At 41.0% G+C, this 16242-nt stretch carries 15 protein-coding genes; 13 read left to right on the top strand and 2 right to left on the bottom strand.

Translation table 11 applies throughout. From position 1 onward, the window contains the following. Window positions 1-131 precede the first annotated feature (131 nt). From ABMQ40_RS07935 to ABMQ40_RS07925, 3 genes are read left to right on the top strand one after another with little or no spacing between them, the layout of a single operon-like run. On the top strand, window positions 132-1994 hold the full coding sequence (locus ABMQ40_RS07935) for a glycoside hydrolase family 13 protein (RefSeq protein WP_370898308.1): 1863 nt from the start codon (window positions 132-134) through the stop codon (window positions 1992-1994). 17 nt (window positions 1995-2011) lie between these two features. Further along, window positions 2012-2536, top strand: a complete 525-nt coding sequence (locus tag ABMQ40_RS07930; protein ID WP_370898306.1) for a nuclear transport factor 2 family protein — start codon at window positions 2012-2014, stop codon at window positions 2534-2536. Next, entirely contained in the window at window positions 2533-3942 is a 1410-nt protein-coding gene (locus tag ABMQ40_RS07925) for an MFS transporter (RefSeq protein WP_370898304.1), read from the top strand. The genes ABMQ40_RS07930 and ABMQ40_RS07925 overlap by 4 nt, the downstream gene beginning before the upstream one ends. 211 nt (window positions 3943-4153) lie before the next feature. On the opposite strand, the gene ABMQ40_RS07920 is transcribed toward ABMQ40_RS07925, so the two are convergent. Then, window positions 4154-4756 carry an FMN-dependent NADH-azoreductase gene (locus ABMQ40_RS07920; protein WP_370898302.1) on the bottom strand — a complete coding sequence of 201 codons (603 nt, stop codon included), beginning with the start codon at window positions 4754-4756 and terminating at the stop codon, window positions 4154-4156. 90 nt (window positions 4757-4846) lie between these two features. On the opposite strand from ABMQ40_RS07920, the gene ABMQ40_RS07915 reads away from it, so the two are divergent. The 10 genes from ABMQ40_RS07915 to ABMQ40_RS07870 all read left to right on the top strand — a co-directional run bounded on the left by ABMQ40_RS07915 (window position 4847) and on the right by ABMQ40_RS07870 (window position 15955). Next, window positions 4847-5221: a winged helix-turn-helix transcriptional regulator gene (locus ABMQ40_RS07915; RefSeq protein ID WP_370898300.1), complete on the top strand. Its 375-nt coding sequence runs from the start codon at window positions 4847-4849 to the stop codon at window positions 5219-5221. Window positions 5222-5322: 101 nt separating this feature from the next. After that, window positions 5323-6051 carry a pirin family protein gene (locus ABMQ40_RS07910; protein WP_370898298.1) on the top strand — a complete coding sequence of 243 codons (729 nt, stop codon included), beginning with the start codon at window positions 5323-5325 and terminating at the stop codon, window positions 6049-6051. 39 nt (window positions 6052-6090) lie between these two features. Then, a complete protein-coding gene (locus ABMQ40_RS07905; RefSeq protein WP_370898296.1) occupies window positions 6091-6642 on the top strand; it encodes an NADPH-dependent FMN reductase in 552 nt (183 codons plus the stop codon). A 273-nt stretch (window positions 6643-6915) separates the two neighbouring features. Beyond that, window positions 6916-7908, top strand: coding sequence for a phosphoribosylformylglycinamidine cyclo-ligase (purM, locus tag ABMQ40_RS07900; RefSeq protein ID WP_370898294.1), 993 nt, complete (start codon window positions 6916-6918; stop codon window positions 7906-7908). 63 nt (window positions 7909-7971) lie between these two features. Continuing rightward, on the top strand, window positions 7972-8541 hold the full coding sequence (gene purN, locus ABMQ40_RS07895; RefSeq protein WP_370898292.1) for a phosphoribosylglycinamide formyltransferase: 570 nt from the start codon (window positions 7972-7974) through the stop codon (window positions 8539-8541). A gap of 6 nt (window positions 8542-8547) precedes the next feature. After that, window positions 8548-9534 (top strand): D-2-hydroxyacid dehydrogenase family protein, encoded by a 987-nt coding sequence (locus ABMQ40_RS07890; RefSeq protein WP_370898290.1) that lies wholly within the window; start codon window positions 8548-8550, stop codon window positions 9532-9534. A gap of 123 nt (window positions 9535-9657) precedes the next feature. Beyond that, window positions 9658-11175, top strand: a complete 1518-nt coding sequence (purH, locus tag ABMQ40_RS07885; RefSeq protein WP_370898288.1) for a bifunctional phosphoribosylaminoimidazolecarboxamide formyltransferase/IMP cyclohydrolase — start codon at window positions 9658-9660, stop codon at window positions 11173-11175. Window positions 11176-11267: 92 nt separating this feature from the next. Beyond that, window positions 11268-12506 (top strand): phosphoribosylamine--glycine ligase, encoded by a 1239-nt coding sequence (gene purD, locus ABMQ40_RS07880; protein WP_370898286.1) that lies wholly within the window; start codon window positions 11268-11270, stop codon window positions 12504-12506. Window positions 12507-12680: 174 nt separating this feature from the next. Next, on the top strand, window positions 12681-14210 hold the full coding sequence (gene guaA / locus ABMQ40_RS07875) for a glutamine-hydrolyzing GMP synthase (RefSeq protein WP_370898284.1): 1530 nt from the start codon (window positions 12681-12683) through the stop codon (window positions 14208-14210). 239 nt (window positions 14211-14449) lie between these two features. Beyond that, window positions 14450-15955 (top strand): carbon-nitrogen hydrolase family protein, encoded by a 1506-nt coding sequence (locus tag ABMQ40_RS07870; RefSeq protein WP_370898282.1) that lies wholly within the window; start codon window positions 14450-14452, stop codon window positions 15953-15955. A gap of 100 nt (window positions 15956-16055) precedes the next feature. On the opposite strand, the gene ABMQ40_RS07865 is transcribed toward ABMQ40_RS07870, so the two are convergent. After that, entirely contained in the window at window positions 16056-16217 is a 162-nt protein-coding gene (locus ABMQ40_RS07865) for a hypothetical protein (protein ID WP_370898280.1), read from the bottom strand. Window positions 16218-16242: the final 25 nt, after the last annotated feature.

Raw genomic sequence — 16242 nt, 5'->3', positions numbered from 1 at the left:
CGAAAATTAAATTTAAGATGGCCAGAAGCGGAGGCTTTGCGATCTCTATCAAACCGGTAAATTAATTTTAATACTAACTATACAAAACCTTACAGGTAAACGATCTGTAAGGTTTTTTAATCAGATTCAAGATGAAAAAACTATATGCAGTAATTGCTCTTTCGGCAGCCTCTATCGCTTTTTCCCAGATAAAAACCCTGGAGAGGATAGAACCGGCTTTTTGGTGGAAAGGAATGAAAAATCCTGAACTTCAGATTTTAGTATACGGAAAGAATATAGCCAGCAATGAGATTGAACTTTCAGATGGAGTCCGAATAAAAGACATTCAGAAAGTTGAAAACCCAAACTATATCTTTGTTACGGTTAATACCAATGAAATTAGTGTTCCTAAGTTTCAGATCAGGATTAAGAACGGTAAGAAGACCTTGGGATCCTATACCTATGAGCTGAAGCAGAGAGAACCAGGTTCCGCAGAACGTGAATCTTATACTTCGAAAGACGTGATGTACCTGATCATGCCTGACCGCTTTGCCAATGGCGATGAGAAAAATGATTCGAGCCCGGCTTTAATCGAGAAAGCAGACAGAAGTCTCCCTAATGGAAGGCATGGTGGTGATCTGCGCGGTATTATCAATCATCTTGACTATATTCAAAACCTGGGAGCAACAGCAGTTTGGCTGACTCCCGTAAATGAGGACAATGAAAAAGTATATTCATACCACGGATATGCACAGACAGACCTCTATAAAATTGATGCCCGCTACGGAACCAATGAAGAGTACCGTGAGCTGTCTCACGAGCTGAACAAAAGAAATATGAAGCTCGTGATGGATTATGTGACCAACCATTGGGGAGTTTCACACTGGATGATCAAAGATTTACCGACGAAAGATTGGATCCACTGGTTCAACGACGGGGACAATGGCTTCAAACGTTCCAACTATAAAACAACCACCCAGTTCGATCCCAATGCTTCAGAAATTGATAAGAAATATGCCCTTGACGGTTGGTTTGATACCACAATGCCGGATATAAACCAGAAAAATCCTCTGGTTCTGAAATATTTAACTCAAAATGCCATCTGGTGGATTGAATATGCCGGTTTGGGCGGATTCCGGGTAGATACCTACCCCTATAATGATAAAGAAGCCATGGCTAAATGGGCCAAAGCCATTACGGATGAATACCCTAAATTCAACATTGTAGGAGAGACATGGCTGAATACAGCAGGCCAGATCTCGGCATGGCAGAAGAACTCCAAAACCGGAGAAGCCGCAAACTATAACTCCTACCTGCCTTCCGTGATGGATTTTATGCTGTATGGAAATCTCCCTAAAGCTCTGAAGGAAAAAGACGGCTGGGATACCGGGATGGTAAAACTTTATGATGTCTTCAGCAGCGATTTTCTTTACCCGGATGTGAATAATATCCTTGTTTTCTTTGAAAATCATGATACGGAAAGATGGAATGAGATTTTTAATGATGATCCCGGAGCATATAAAATGGCTTTAACCCTTATCTCCACTGTTCGTGGGATTCCACAGGTCTATTATGGCTCAGAGATCGGGATGAGGGGTGACAAGAACAAGGGCGGGGATGCAGATATCCGGAGGGATTTTCCGGGAGGCTGGAAAACTGATCGTCAAAATGCCTTCAACCCGTCAGAACAGACCCCGGAACAGAAGGAATTTTATGAGTTTACCAGAAAGCTCCTGACCTGGAGAAAAGGCAAAGAGGTGATCCATACCGGCAAAACCAAAAATTACCTTCCGCAGAATAATGTATTCGTATATTTCAGATATAATGATAAGGAAAGTGTGATGGTTGTCCTGAATAATAGTGAGAAATCGGAAACATTGGATTTAAAGCGTTTTGCAGAATCCCTTAACGGCTTGACGAAGGGAAAGAATATTATTTCGGGAACGGCGGTCTCTTTGCAAAACAGTTTGGATGTGCCGGCAAAAACTTCAATGATCATTGAACTACAGAAATAAAAGCTTATTTGTTAAATATGAAAAAAATTACAATTATCTATACCTTTTTATTCGTTGTATTTAATGGTTACGGAGCCTGTGCCCAGGTGAAAGATACCACGTATGAAAAAGAGAAGAAAGAGATCAGCATGGTGCTTGACAGCTTTAATGAAGCGGCGGCGAAAGCAGATTTCAATGCATATTTCAATCATTTTGCCGATGAATCCGTGTTTATAGGAACTGATGCCACGGAAGTCTGGAATAAAAAAGAATTTATGATCTGGGCTAAACCCTATTTTGACAAGAAAAGGACCTGGAATTTTAAATCCCTGAAAAGGAATCTTTATTTCAGTAAAGATGCCAAATTAGCCTGGTTCGATGAGCTGCTGGATACCCAGATGAAGATCTGCCGGGGTTCGGGTGTTCTGGAAAACATTAAAGGAGAGTGGAAGATCAGGCAGTATGTACTTTCAATGACCATTCCGAATGAGGTGACGGATAAAGTGGTCCCTGAAAAAGCAGCTATTGAAGACAAATTAATACAACAGCTAAAAGCAGAATGATGAATACGAATGCTAATATTTCACTTTCAAAAAAACTAAAACCAGATCTTTCCATAGCCAGGATCATCAATATGAGCATGGGATTTCTGGGGATTCAGATGGCCTTTGGATTGCAGAACGGAAATGCAAGCAGGATTCTGGCCAATCTGGGGGCGGATGTGCATGAACTTTCCTGGTTCTGGCTGGTTGCACCTGTTACCGGGCTTATCGTTCAGCCAATCATCGGGCATATGGGTGACAATACATGGAGCCCGCTGGGAAGAAGGAAGCCATATTTCCTGATTGGTGCTGTCTTGTGTGCAATAGGTCTGGTTATGCTTCCCAATGCGGCTTCCGTAACCCGAATGATCGCCGCAAATGTATTGCTGCTGGCTGTGATATTCCTGGCTATGATGGATGCTTCCATCAACGTTGCCATGGAGCCCTTTCGTGCTCTGGTAGGAGATATGCTTCCGAAACATCAGGGAACAATCGGTTTTTCCGTTCAGACTATACTCATTGGTATAGGCGCGGTAATTGGATCGTATATGCCTGACTGGCTGACCGGCTTAGGGATTTCCAATGTCGCTCCGGAAGGATTTGTAGCGGATAATGTGATTTATTCTTTTTATGTAGGAGCTGCATTGCTCCTGCTTACCATACTTTACACCATTATTACCACTAAAGAATATTCCCCGGAAGAATTTGCAAAATTTGAAGACGGAAAAGAAATAGCTGAAGAACCTTCGAGATTCAGTGATATTTTCAAAGATTTTGCAAACATACCCGGTCAGATGAAAAGATTGGGAGCCGTACAGTTTTTTTCCTGGTTTGCGTTGTTTACCATGTGGGTGTTTACAACCAGTGCATTGGCTACCCACCATTTCGGACTTTCACCGGAAGATACCCATTCCAAGGCCTTTAACGATGCAGGGGATCTGACAGGTAAGCTCTTCGGAATGTACAATCTCTGGGCGATTCCGTTTGCTTTTCTCCTGACCCCTATAGCCAAGCTGATCGGTAAAAAACAGACCCATGCATTAGCTTTGTTATGCGGAGGTTTAAGCCTTATTTCAATGTATTTCATCAAAGATAAAAACCTCCTGTGGATATCAATGATAGGATTGGGATTTGCCTGGGCGAGTATCCTGGCCATGCCTTATGCAATGCTGATCGAAGTGATTCCGCTAAAAAAAATGGGGGTGTATATGGGGATTTTCAATTTCTTTATTGTAATTCCCCAGATCATTAACGGGCTTTTCGGAGGTCCTATTGTAAGCGGCTTCTTCAGAAATCTGGCCATAGATTATATTGTCGTCGGCGGGATATGTATGCTTTTGGGAGCTGTTATTACAATGATTTTTATCAGATCGGAACACGAAACACCAAAAGAGATCGAAGAAGAAATTCAGCAGGTACATTTCTGATGCATTCATCATTATAAGGCCATCCACTCCGGATGGCTTTTTTATTTTAAGGAAAGCGTTTTTTCTGATTATGCTTGTATCCTGCGATCCTCTTTTTTGCACTACCAAATTTTATTTTCCGGCCTTCATTATTATGCTGTATTTACATTAATACAAAAGCGGACTGGTAAAGTCCGCTCTCAAAGTGATATAAAACAGAAAAGATCTGATCTTAGAAACTGTATGCTTCGATTTCAGATAAGGTTTTAGAAAGATTTTCCTCCCTCATTGGCGGAATGGCCATGCCTTCGCTTCTGAAAACTTCAACATCGGTAATACCGATAAAACCTAACAAAGCTCTCAGATAAAACTCGGTATTATCAATAATTTCCTTATTTTCATAAACCCCGCCGATAGCAAAATTAAGATACACCTTCTTGTTTTGCAACAGGCCTTTTGGAGTTCCGTCTGCATAAGAGAATGTTTTTCCCGCAACGGCAATATGGTCAATCCAGGATTTTAAAGTAGACGGGAAACTGAAATTATAAAAGGGTACCCCGATCACGATGATATCAGCTTCCTGTACTTCTTTTAACGCCTCATCCGAATACCTTGAAGCTTCTCTCTGCGCGTCGTTTTTTTCTTCATCAGCAATCCCGAAAGCCGTGAAATGATGGATCTCCAAATGCGGGATCGGATTTGATGCCAAATCACGGATGACAACTTTGGCGTCAGGATCTTTTTCCAATAATTGATTAATTACTACCTCAGAAAGTTTGTTGCTCGCGGAATTTTCGCCATTGATGCTTGTTCTGATATTTAAAATACTTGTCATTTTGTTTTTATTTGTTTTTTATTTTTATTGATGACAAAATTATTGTAAATTTACTTTCAAAAGTATAGTGGTTACCTAAAGGAAAGTGGTATGGAAAAAAAACATGATCATAAAGAATGTATGCAGATTTTAAAGCCTGTCCGGGATACACTGGATGTTATCAGCGGTAAATGGAAGCTGCTGATCATTGTTTCGCTGAATGCGGGCAACAGACGCTTTACAGAGATTGAAAGAAGCATACCCAAACTTACATCGAAAGTTCTGGCCAAAGAATTGAAAGAGCTGGAGCAAAACGGTCTGGTTGAAAGAGTTGTAAGGGATACTTATCCTGTCACCATTGAATATTTCCCTACAGAACATACCCAGACACTGACGAATGTGGTAGAATCATTAAAGGATTGGGGAGAAAATCACAGGAAGCATATCTTCGGGACATCTGTGCCTGCAGAAAAAAAAGAGGGCTGATGTTGCCTTTAAGCTTCTGAGCCTTACCCGGTTCTTTCTTATCCTACGTCAATAATTCAGTGGTATACATGCCGTAAATTTGTATCATAAAATAAAGAGATATGAAAACAGTATACCATAAAGCGGATTCAAGAGGCCATGCCAACCATGGCTGGTTAAACAGCTATCACACATTTAGCTTTGCCAATTATCAGAATCCTGAAAGGACACATTTCGGAGTGTTAAGAGTTTTGAATGACGATACCGTATCCCAGGGTATGGGCTTCGGTACACACCCGCACCGGGATATGGAGATCATTTCAATTCCTCTGGAAGGCGACCTGGAGCATAAGGATTCCATGGGAACCACAGCGGTGATCAAAAAAGGAGAAATCCAGGTGATGAGCGCGGGAACAGGGATAATGCACAGCGAATACAACAAAAATAAAGATGTACCGGTAAAATTCCTGCAGATCTGGATTTTCCCGAGAACATTGGGACTTACACCGAGATATGATCAGAAAAGCATCAAAGAAGGTGAAAAGATTAATGGGTTCCAGCAAATCCTGTCCCCGGATAAAAATGATGAAGGGGTCTGGATCCATCAGGATGCATGGTTTAATCTGGCCAACTTTACCAAAGGGAACGGCAAAAACTATACGCTGAATAAAAAAGGAAATGGTGTTTATGCTTTCGTACTGAAGGGAAGCGCCAGAATCGGGGACCGAATCCTCAATGAGAGAGACGGGTTAGGGATCTGGGATACACAAAGCTTGAATATCGAAGCGGTAGAAGACACCGAAGTTTTATTGATGGAGGTACCCATGGAGCTGCCTGATTATCTTAAATAAATAAAATAAATTTGTACACTTTAAATTTTAAAAAATATAATGAAAGTTTTAGCAATAGCAGGAAGTAATTCCGAAGTTTCAATAAATAAGCAGCTGGTTGCTTATGCCTCAACATTGTTTGAAAATGCAGAAGTAGAAGTGGTGGATCTGAACCCTTTCGAAATGCCGATCTATAAACACGAAAGAGAGCTTGCAGGTGGTGTTCCTCAGGAAGCCAGGGATTTTGCAGCCAAAATAGATGCTGCGGACCTGTTGCTGGTTTCCTTACCAGAACATAACGGGACGTACTCTACGGCGTTTAAAAATGTGTTCGACTGGGTTTCAAGAATAAAAGACAGAACAGTATGGAATGAAGTTCCGATGTTGCTGATGTCTGCGGCACCAGGAGCAAGAGGCGGGGCAGGAGTTTTGGAGGCTGCTTCAAAACGCTTTCCTTTTCACGGAGGAAATATCATAGAAACCTATTCACTCCCTTTCTTCAATGATAACTTCGATAAAACTGCTCAGAAAATATCTAATGAGGAGAAAGACAATGAGTTAAGAGAAAAAATCAGGAAGATCTCTGCCATTGAAACGATCCTTGAAAAATAGAATTTGAATATTAATTTAAAATTACTATTTTTGCAAAAAGAAAAAAATGAAAATTCAGACCTCCCATAAGCTATATTTTCCAAAGAAAGGGAAAATTGTGGACTCTGAAATTCTACGATAAATTAACGGCCGATAATCTACCAAGATTGTCGGCTTTTTTGTTTTCTGAATTGGTAAAAAAGTAATATAAAACGATAGAGATATCAGGTGTCAGATAAGGAGATTTAAATGATCTGGAATCTGAAATTTAGCATCTAAAAATCTAATTTAAAAATGAGCAACACTTACAAATCTGCAGGAGTAGACAAAGAAGAAGGATATAAAACCGTTGACAAGATCAAAAAGGCAGTTGGCGAAACCCACAATTCCAATGTGCTGAACCATTTGGGAAGCTTTGGGGCTTTCTATGAAATCGGTGGCTATAAGAATCCTGTTCTGGTTTCAGGTACGGATGGCGTAGGAACCAAGCTGAAAGTAGCTTTGGATACTAAAAAGTACGGCTCTATCGGTATCGATTGTTTTGCCATGTGTGCCAATGATATTCTTTGCCACGGAGCAAAGCCGTTGTTCTTTTTAGATTATCTGGCCTGCGGAAAGCTGGATTCTGAAATAGCAGCCGAAATTGTCCTGGGGATGGTAGAAGCCTGTAAAGATAATAACTGTGCACTGATCGGCGGTGAAACTGCTGAAATGCCGGGAATGTACCAGCCGGGGGATTATGATGTGGCGGGATTCTGTGTAGGAATTGTAGAAAAAGACCAGATCATTGACGGCTCGGCGATCAGGGCAGGGAATAAGATTATTGCATTGCCAAGCTCAGGATTTCATTCAAACGGGTTTTCTCTGGTAAGAAAAATATTCCCTGATTTTGAAGAAGAATTTGAAGGGAAGCCTTTATATGAAACCCTTCTGGTTCCTACAAGATTGTATTATAAAGATATCCATAAAGTCCTGGAAGAAGTAAAGGTTTGTGGCATTGCCCACATCACCGGCGGAGGGCTTTACGAAAACGTTCCGAGAATCATTCCGGACGGGTTATGTGCCTCCATCGATGCTTCAAAGATCCAGATACCGGGTATTATGCTTGAACTGGAAAAAAGAGGAGGAGTGGCCCGTGAGGAAATGTTCGGGACCTTCAATATGGGAGTAGGCATGGTAGTGGTAGTGGCCGCGGAACATGCAGAAAAAGTGTTGCACCTTCTGGATGATGCCTACGAGATCGGAGAAATTACAAAAGGGGACGAAAAAATTAATTTGAAATTTTAAAAGACACCGGATTTTAGATGCAGATTACATCAATCTGGCTCTGAGATCCAGTCATCTGAATCAATGAAAAATATCGTTGTGCTTGTTTCGGGTTCGGGTACCAACCTCCAGAGGATTTTAGATGCGGTTGACAATGGTGAGATCAGGGATGCAAAAGTATCGCTTGTAGTTGCGGACAGAGAATGCTACGGGCTTGAAAGGGCAAAAAAACATCATATAGAAAATATACTCATTCCCAGAGGTAAGAACTTCAGCAGTGAATTGAGCAAAACCATCCCTGAAAATACTGATCTGATTGTATTGGCCGGATTCCTGTCAATCCTCAAACCTGAGTTTTGTGAAAAATGGAGCGGTAAGATCATCAATATACATCCTGCACTGCTTCCCAAATTCGGAGGAAAAGGAATGTGGGGGATGAATGTTCATAAAGCCGTTATTGAAGCCGGGGAAAAAGAAAGCGGCGCAACGGTACACTTTGTCACCGTAGGGATTGACGAAGGCGTGACTATCCTTCAACAGTCATTTTTATTACATGAAAATGAAACTCCTGAAACCCTGGCTCAAAGGATACATGAGGTGGAATATGAGATTTTTCCGAAAGCTATTGACAGGGTTTTGAACGGAAACAAATAAAGAAATATGAAAGAGGGCGCTACAATTGCAATCCTGGACGACTATCAGAACATAATCAGGGAGCTGAAATGTTTTGACATGATAAAGGACAGGAATGTGGTGATCTTTCATGAAACCTATAAAGATCCGCATGTTTTAGCGGAAAAAATAAAAGATGCGGATATTCTGGTACTGACAAGGGAAAGAACAGAAATCAACGAAAAACTGCTTTCTGAATTGCCTAACTTAAAGCTGATCAGCCAGACCGGAAAAATATCAAATCATCTGAACCTGTCAGATTGTACAAAATATAAAGTTGCAGTAGCTGAAGGAACAGGTTCTCCGGTTGCGCCGGCAGAGCTTACCTGGGCCCTGATAATGAACACGGTTCGTCAGATCCCCCAGGCCATGGAAGCTATGAGGCAAGGGAAATGGCAGGCCAATATCGGGGAGACCATTAATGGTAAGACGATAGGAATTTGGGGATATGGTAAAATAGGAAAGAAAATAGCTCAGTATGCCAGGGCTTTTGGCGCCAATGTTTTGGTTTGGGGAAGTGAAAGCTCGAGAGATGCGGCGGTAAATGATGGCTTTGAAAAAGCGGTAAGCAGGGAGTACTTTTTTAGGAATGCGGATATTGTCACTTTACACCTTCGCCTGAATGAAGCCACCCGGGGTATTGTGAAGGAAGCCGATCTGCGATTGATGAAGCCTACGGCAACACTCATCAATACAGCAAGAGCAGAACTGCTGGAAAAAGGAGCCCTTATCAATGCCTTAAAAGCGGGAACACCGGGGTTTGCAGCCTTGGATGTCTATGAGGAGGAACCTGTTTATGACAAAAATTATGAACTTCTCAGAATGCCGAATGTGATATGCACCCCACATTTAGGATATGTGGAAAAGAACGGCTATGAGCTTTATTTTGGGAAGGCTTTTGAGAACATTGTGGAATTTATCAATGGCAACCCTGTTAATATTGCCAATCCTGAAGTATTGTCATTGGAGTCTTGAGAACAAAATGCAGGTGAAGATCTTGAAAATTGAAGAAATCTAAATAATATAAAAGTAAGACCGGGGGTGAAAGACCGGAATACAGTTTGGAATGGCTGTAAAAAGTAAAAAATTGAAAGAAAAATGAGCAAAAAACGAGTTTTAATCAGTGTTTCTGACAAAAGCGGGTTAATAGAATTCGCAAAGTTTTTGGAAGCCCAGGATTATGAGCTGATTTCCACGGGAGGAACTTTCAAACATTTGAAAGATGCTGGTTTAAATCCAATTCAGATTGACGAGGTTACCAATTTCCCTGAAATGCTGGACGGCAGAGTAAAAACATTGCACCCGAAGGTGCATGGCGGGCTTTTAGCCGTTCGTTCAAATGAAGAGCACATGAAAACGGTTCAGGAACACGGGATTGGTCTGATTGACATGGTGATCGTAAACCTTTATCCTTTCTTTGAAAATGTGAACAAAGACATTTCCTTACACGAAAAGGTAGAGTTTATTGATATCGGAGGCCCTTCCATGCTTCGTTCGGCGGCTAAAAACTTTGATTCCGTTACGGTAATTACCGATGTGGAGGATTATGCAACGGTGAAGCTTGAAATGGAGCAAAACGGTGATACCTTTATCGAGACCCGTAAAAAGCTGGCCGGAAAAGTATTTAATCTCACTTCTGCTTATGATGCGGCTATCTCAAAAATGCTTTTGGATGAAGAATATCCGGCCTATTTAAATGCATCCTATAAAAAGGTTTCGGATCTGAGATATGGTGAAAACCCTCATCAGACGGCAGCTTACTATGTCTCTACTTTTGAAAACGGTGCTATGAAAGATTTCGAGCAGCTTGGCGGTAAAGAGCTGTCCTTCAATAATCTCCGTGATATGGACCTTTGTTGGAAAGTTGTTAATGAGTTCAGGGAAGAAATGGCATGCTGTGCAGTAAAACATTCCACACCTTGTGGAGTAGCCATCGGAACTTCGGCCCTGGAGACATACCAGAAGACATTTGAATGTGATCCGGTTTCCATTTTTGGGGGAATTGTTGCCATGAACTATAAAATTGACGCTGCCACAGCCGAAGAACTGAATAAGACATTCCTCGAAATTGTGATGGCTCCGGAATTTGATGAAGAAGCGGTTGAAATTCTGAGGAAAAAGAAAAACCTGAGAATCATAAAAATTGTAAACCCTGTTTCTGATAAACAAACCTGGGTGAAGATCGACGGAGGGATTCTGGTTCAGGATAACGACAGCATTTTCTCGAACGATATCAAAGTGGTTACGGAAGTTCAGCCTACGGAAGAGCAGAAAAAAGCTTTACTCTTCTCCCAGAGAGTAGTGAAATACGTTAAATCAAATGCTATTGTGGTTTCCAACGGGATCCAGGCTTTCGGAATAGGCGGTGGACAGGTGAACAGGATCTGGGCTACCCAGCAGGCGATTGAAAGAGCAAAAGAAAAATTCTCGGGAGATCTTGTTCTGGCCTCTGATGCTTTTTTCCCATTCAGGGATGTGGTAGATTTCTGCGCTCAGGAAGGTATTAAAGCCATCATTCAGCCGGGTGGAAGTGTAAAAGATCAGGATAGCATCGATGCGGCAAATGAGCACGGTATTCCTATGCTGTTTACCGGTATCAGACATTTTTTACACTAAATTAAAATGGCATTAAAATTAATTTTGAGATTGTATTTATAGCATTCAAAATTATATATTTGTAAATTATAGACTAGTTAATTAAATAAAGTATGAGAATATTAATCATAGGTGAAGGTGGTAGAGAATCTGCTTTGGCAGCAAAACTTCATACAGACTCCAGAGTTACTAAAATGTTTTTTGCTAACGGGAACGCAACTACCGATGTAATTGGGAAAAATGTTCATTTATCAGAAATTAAAGAACTTAGAGATTTTGCCATTAAAGAAAAAATAGATTTAACGATCGTAGGCCCTGAAGCACCGCTTGTAGCCGGCTTGAAGGATGAGTTCAAAAAACATGATCTTAAAGTTTTCGGACCGGATCAAAAAGTAGCCAGCCTGGAAGGAAGTAAGGCTTTCTCTAAAAAATTCATGCAAACCTATGATATCAAGACAGCAAAGGCTGTAGTGTTTGATTCATATAATGAAGCTAAAGAATATGTTCAGACACAGGAATATCCTTTGGTGATCAAGGCAAGCGGCCTGGCAGGCGGAAAAGGAGTTGTTATCTGCGATACGCTGGAAGAGGCAGAAGCTACCATCCATGATTTCATGATCCGCAGAATTTATGGAGACGCTGGGATCCGCTTAGTGATCGAAGAATATTTACAAGGCTTCGAAGCATCGATTATCGCTTTCTCAAACGGAGATAAACTTTTCCCTTGCATCCCTGTAAAAGATTATAAAAAGGCAGGAGATGGCGATAAAGGTCCAAATACAGGCGGGATGGGATCTGTGGCGCCAAGTCCTGAATTTACAAAGGAACACTATGCTGACTTTGAACAGAATATACTGGAGCCTACCATTAAAGGCCTTAAGGCAGAAGGATTCAGCTTTAAAGGAATTATCTTCTTCGGATTGATGGTAACCAAAAAAGGAACCTATCTTCTTGAATATAATATGAGATTCGGAGACCCTGAAACCCAGGTTCTTATGGCCCTTATGGAAAACAACCTTCTGGATGTAATCAACGATTGTATGAACGGTAAGGATATCGAGCTTAAATTTAAAGATGAAAAAGCCGTTTGTCTTGTGATGTGCTCAGGAGGATATCCGAGAAATATTGAAACCGGTTTTGAAATCGTAGGCGAAGACAAAGTGAAAAATAGCCAGCTGCTATATGCGGGAGCGATCAGAAAAGGAGATAAAGTGGTATCTAACGGAGGCAGGGTACTCAACATCATTGCTAAAGGGGCTACCTACGAAGAAGCTCGCAAGAAGATCTACGAAGATGCAAGCCATGTTCACTTTGATTATAGCTTCTACAGAGAAGATATTGGAAAATTCTAATAAAAAAATCATGAAAAAAGATTTGGAAAGCTTCCAAGTCTTTTTTTGTAAAACCTTTAATCAGAAGCTGTAAAGTCAGAGACCTTTACTGTCAGTACTTTACATTCTTCAACCCTTATTGAATATATTCAACTCATAACTCATAACTCATAATTTATAACTTATAACTTCAAAATGAATAACGGTATTATCATATTAGATTTCGGATCCCAATATAACCAGCTTATCGGAAGGAGAATCCGTGAAATGGGAGTCTATTCCGAAATCTTGCCTTACAATACATCTATACAGGATATTTTAGAAAAACAGCCTAAGGGAATCATCCTTTCAGGAGGGCCAAGTTCTGTAAATGCGGAGAACGCCCATTTAGTAAAAAAAGAGTTGTATGAACAAGGGATTCCTGTTCTGGGGATTTGCTACGGAATGCAGCTTACGGCACATCTGCTGGGAGGAAAAGTTCACAAAGGAGTAAAAGGAGAATATGGGAAAGCCCATCTGGAAATTGTAAAGGAAAACGAATTGTTAAAAGGAGTTGCCCAAAACTCTGTTGTCTGGATGAGTCATTTTGATGAGGTTGGAATGCTGCCACCGGGTTTTGAACTTAATGCAACATCCGGGGTCATGGCCTCTATTTCCAATCCTGAGAGAAAAATCTATTGTGTCCAGTTTCATCCGGAAGTTTCCCATACCGAAGAAGGCGGCAAGATACTCGAAAATTTCGTTTTTGACATCTGTAATGCGGAAAAAAACTGGAAGCTGACCAACTATATTGAAAAAACGGTTGCCGAGATCCGTGAGAAAGTAGGTGACCAAAAAGTAATTCTGGGACTTTCAGGCGGAGTAGATTCCTCTGTGGCAGCTGTTTTGATCCATAAGGCCATTGGAGATCAGCTGACCTGTATTTTTGTTGATACAGGTTTATTGAGAAAAAATGAGGCTCAGAAAGTCATGGAAAATTACGGAGAACATTTTCACATGAATATCAAGCTTGTGGATGCCTCAAAAAGATTCCTTTCAAAGCTGGCCGGAGTAGATGATCCGGAACAGAAGAGAAAAATCATCGGGAACGAGTTCATTCATGTTTTTGATGAAGAATCACATAAGATTGAAGGCGCAAAATTCTTGGCGCAGGGTACCATCTATCCGGACGTTATAGAAAGCCAGTCCGTAAACGGGCCTTCAGCTGTGATCAAGTCTCACCACAATGTTGGCGGGTTGCCGGAAGATATGGACTTTGAACTATTGGAACCTTTAAGAGAACTGTTTAAGGATGAGGTCAGGAAAGTAGGCGAAGAACTGGGCATTCCGCACCATTTGGTTTACAGACATCCTTTCCCGGGACCTGGCCTTGGCATCAGGGTATTGGGAGCCGTAGATGCCGAAAAAGTAAGGATCCTGCAGGAAGCAGATGATATTTTCATTGAGGAACTCTATAAAAATGATCTGTACGAAAAAGTATCTCAGGCCTTTGTAGTACTGCTTCCGGTAAAATCTGTAGGAGTAATGGGAGACGAAAGAACATATGAATACACAGCAGTAGTACGTTCAGCCAACACTATTGATTTCATGACGGCAACCTGGAGCAAGCTTCCTTACGAATTTCTTGAAACAGTTTCAAACAGGATCATCAATGAGGTGAGAGGAATCAACAGGGTAGCTTATGACATTTCAAGCAAACCACCTGCAACAATTGAGTGGGAATAATCCTAATAAGTACAAATCAAAAAAAAATTACATTTATGATTTGGCTCATAGGAAACCTGCTTTTTGCATGTTAATTTTGTAATTGAAATTCAATCCGAAATAATTTTTTTTTCATCATTTGTGTTTTTGCCTCCCGTAAGGGAGGTTTTTTTTGAATAATCTGAAGATGCTGATAAGACAGGATAATCGCCAGGAAGCAATAAGTAGATTTTTAGTAACTTTATTAAAATTTACATCAGATGCAAATAGAAACGAGAAACCTGACTGTTCAGGATTATGAAGAATTAGTGGAAACCATGAGGCGGGCCTACCCGAAAATGTCTGAATATGTATGGTCTAAAAAAAGTATTGAAAAACTCACCAGAATATTTCCCCAGGGGCAGATCTGCATCACTGTGGATGGCAAACTGGCCGCTGTAGCCCTTTCCATTATAGTCAACTATGATGAATTCGGAGATGATCATACCTACAGTGATATTACGGGAAACTATACTTTTAATACCCACACATCCAGTGGAAACGTTTTGTATGGAATTGAGATCTTTGTGGATCCGGAATATCGTGAGCTGAGATTGGGAAGAAGATTATATGACGCAAGGAAAGAGCTGTGCGAACGGCTAAACCTCAGGTCTATCATTCTGGGAGGAAGAATACCGGATTACCATAAATACAGCCATGAGCTTTCGCCCAGAGAATATATCAGGAAAGTAAGAGATAAGGAAATTTACGATCCCGTTCTGTCTTTCCAGCTGTCCAATAACTTTTTACCTATCAAGGTCTTGAAAAAATACCTTCCGGAAGATGAATCCTCCAGGGAAAATGCTGTTCTGCTCCAATGGAATAATATCTATTACAGTAAAAGGCCGAACACAATGCAGGACAGTATTATACGGCTTGGTCTGGTACAATGGCAGATGAGGCAGTTTAAAAATATCGATGAGTTCTACGAACAGGTAGAGTTCTTCGTAAATGTGATGGGAGACTATAAATCGGACTTTGTGCTTTTCCCCGAGCTTTTTAATACCCCGTTGCTTGCTCCGTTTAATAACCTTTCCGAGAGGGATAGCATGATCGAATTGTCTAAAATGACGGATGAGATCAAAACTAGGATCTCAGAACTGGCCATCAGCTATAATGTCAACATTATTTCCGGGAGCATGCCGGTTTTTGAAAATAATGACCTGTATAACGTAAGCTATCTTCTCCATCGGGATGGCCGTACAGATGAATACCGTAAGATCCACATTACCCCTAATGAAAGAAAATACTATGGTATGAAAGGCGGAAATGAGATCAGGGTATTCGATACTGACTGCGGTAAAATAGGACTTGTTATCTGCTACGATGTGGAATTTCCTGAGCTTCCAAGGATCCTGGCAGATCAGGGTATGAAAATCCTCTTTGTTCCCTACCTTACCGATACGCAGAATGCATACATAAGGGTAAGACATTGTGCAGCTGCCAGAGCGATAGAAAATGAATGTTATGTAGCCATAGCCGGCTGTGTAGGAAACTTACCCGGTGTAAACAATATGGATATCCAGTTTGGGCAGGCCGCAGTATTCACCCCTTCAGATTTTGCTTTTCCCTCAAATGCCGTAAAAGGAGAAGCCACACCCAATACCGAAATGACCCTGATTGTAGATGTGGATTTGAACCTGTTGAAAGACCTTCACCATAACGGCTCCGTCCAGGTGATGAAAGACAGGAGGAAAGACCTGTATGAAACATATCTTAAACAGTAAAAATATTTTATGCTTTATATTCTTCACTGATCCCCTAAAAAAGATCCGAAGACTGATTCTTCGGATCTATATGGTCTGAGCAAGCAGGTATATTTTACTACTATAAATATTCCGGACAAACTACTGCCGGACAGATCAGTTTCGGGCATCTTGGTCTTCCGTCGGTCGGGCAGCATTCATTGGAACACCCGATGATGATGCCACTTCCGTTAATTCCTTTTAACTGTTCTCTTGAAAGCTTGTTGTTACGCAAATTTTTCATAATAAATATTTTTTATGGATTAGTA

It is taken from the genome of Chryseobacterium gossypii (assembly GCF_041361455.1).
Taxonomy (GTDB): Bacteria; Bacteroidota; Bacteroidia; order Flavobacteriales; family Weeksellaceae; genus Chryseobacterium; species Chryseobacterium gossypii.
This window is presented reverse-complemented; position numbering and strand designations above follow the sequence as displayed.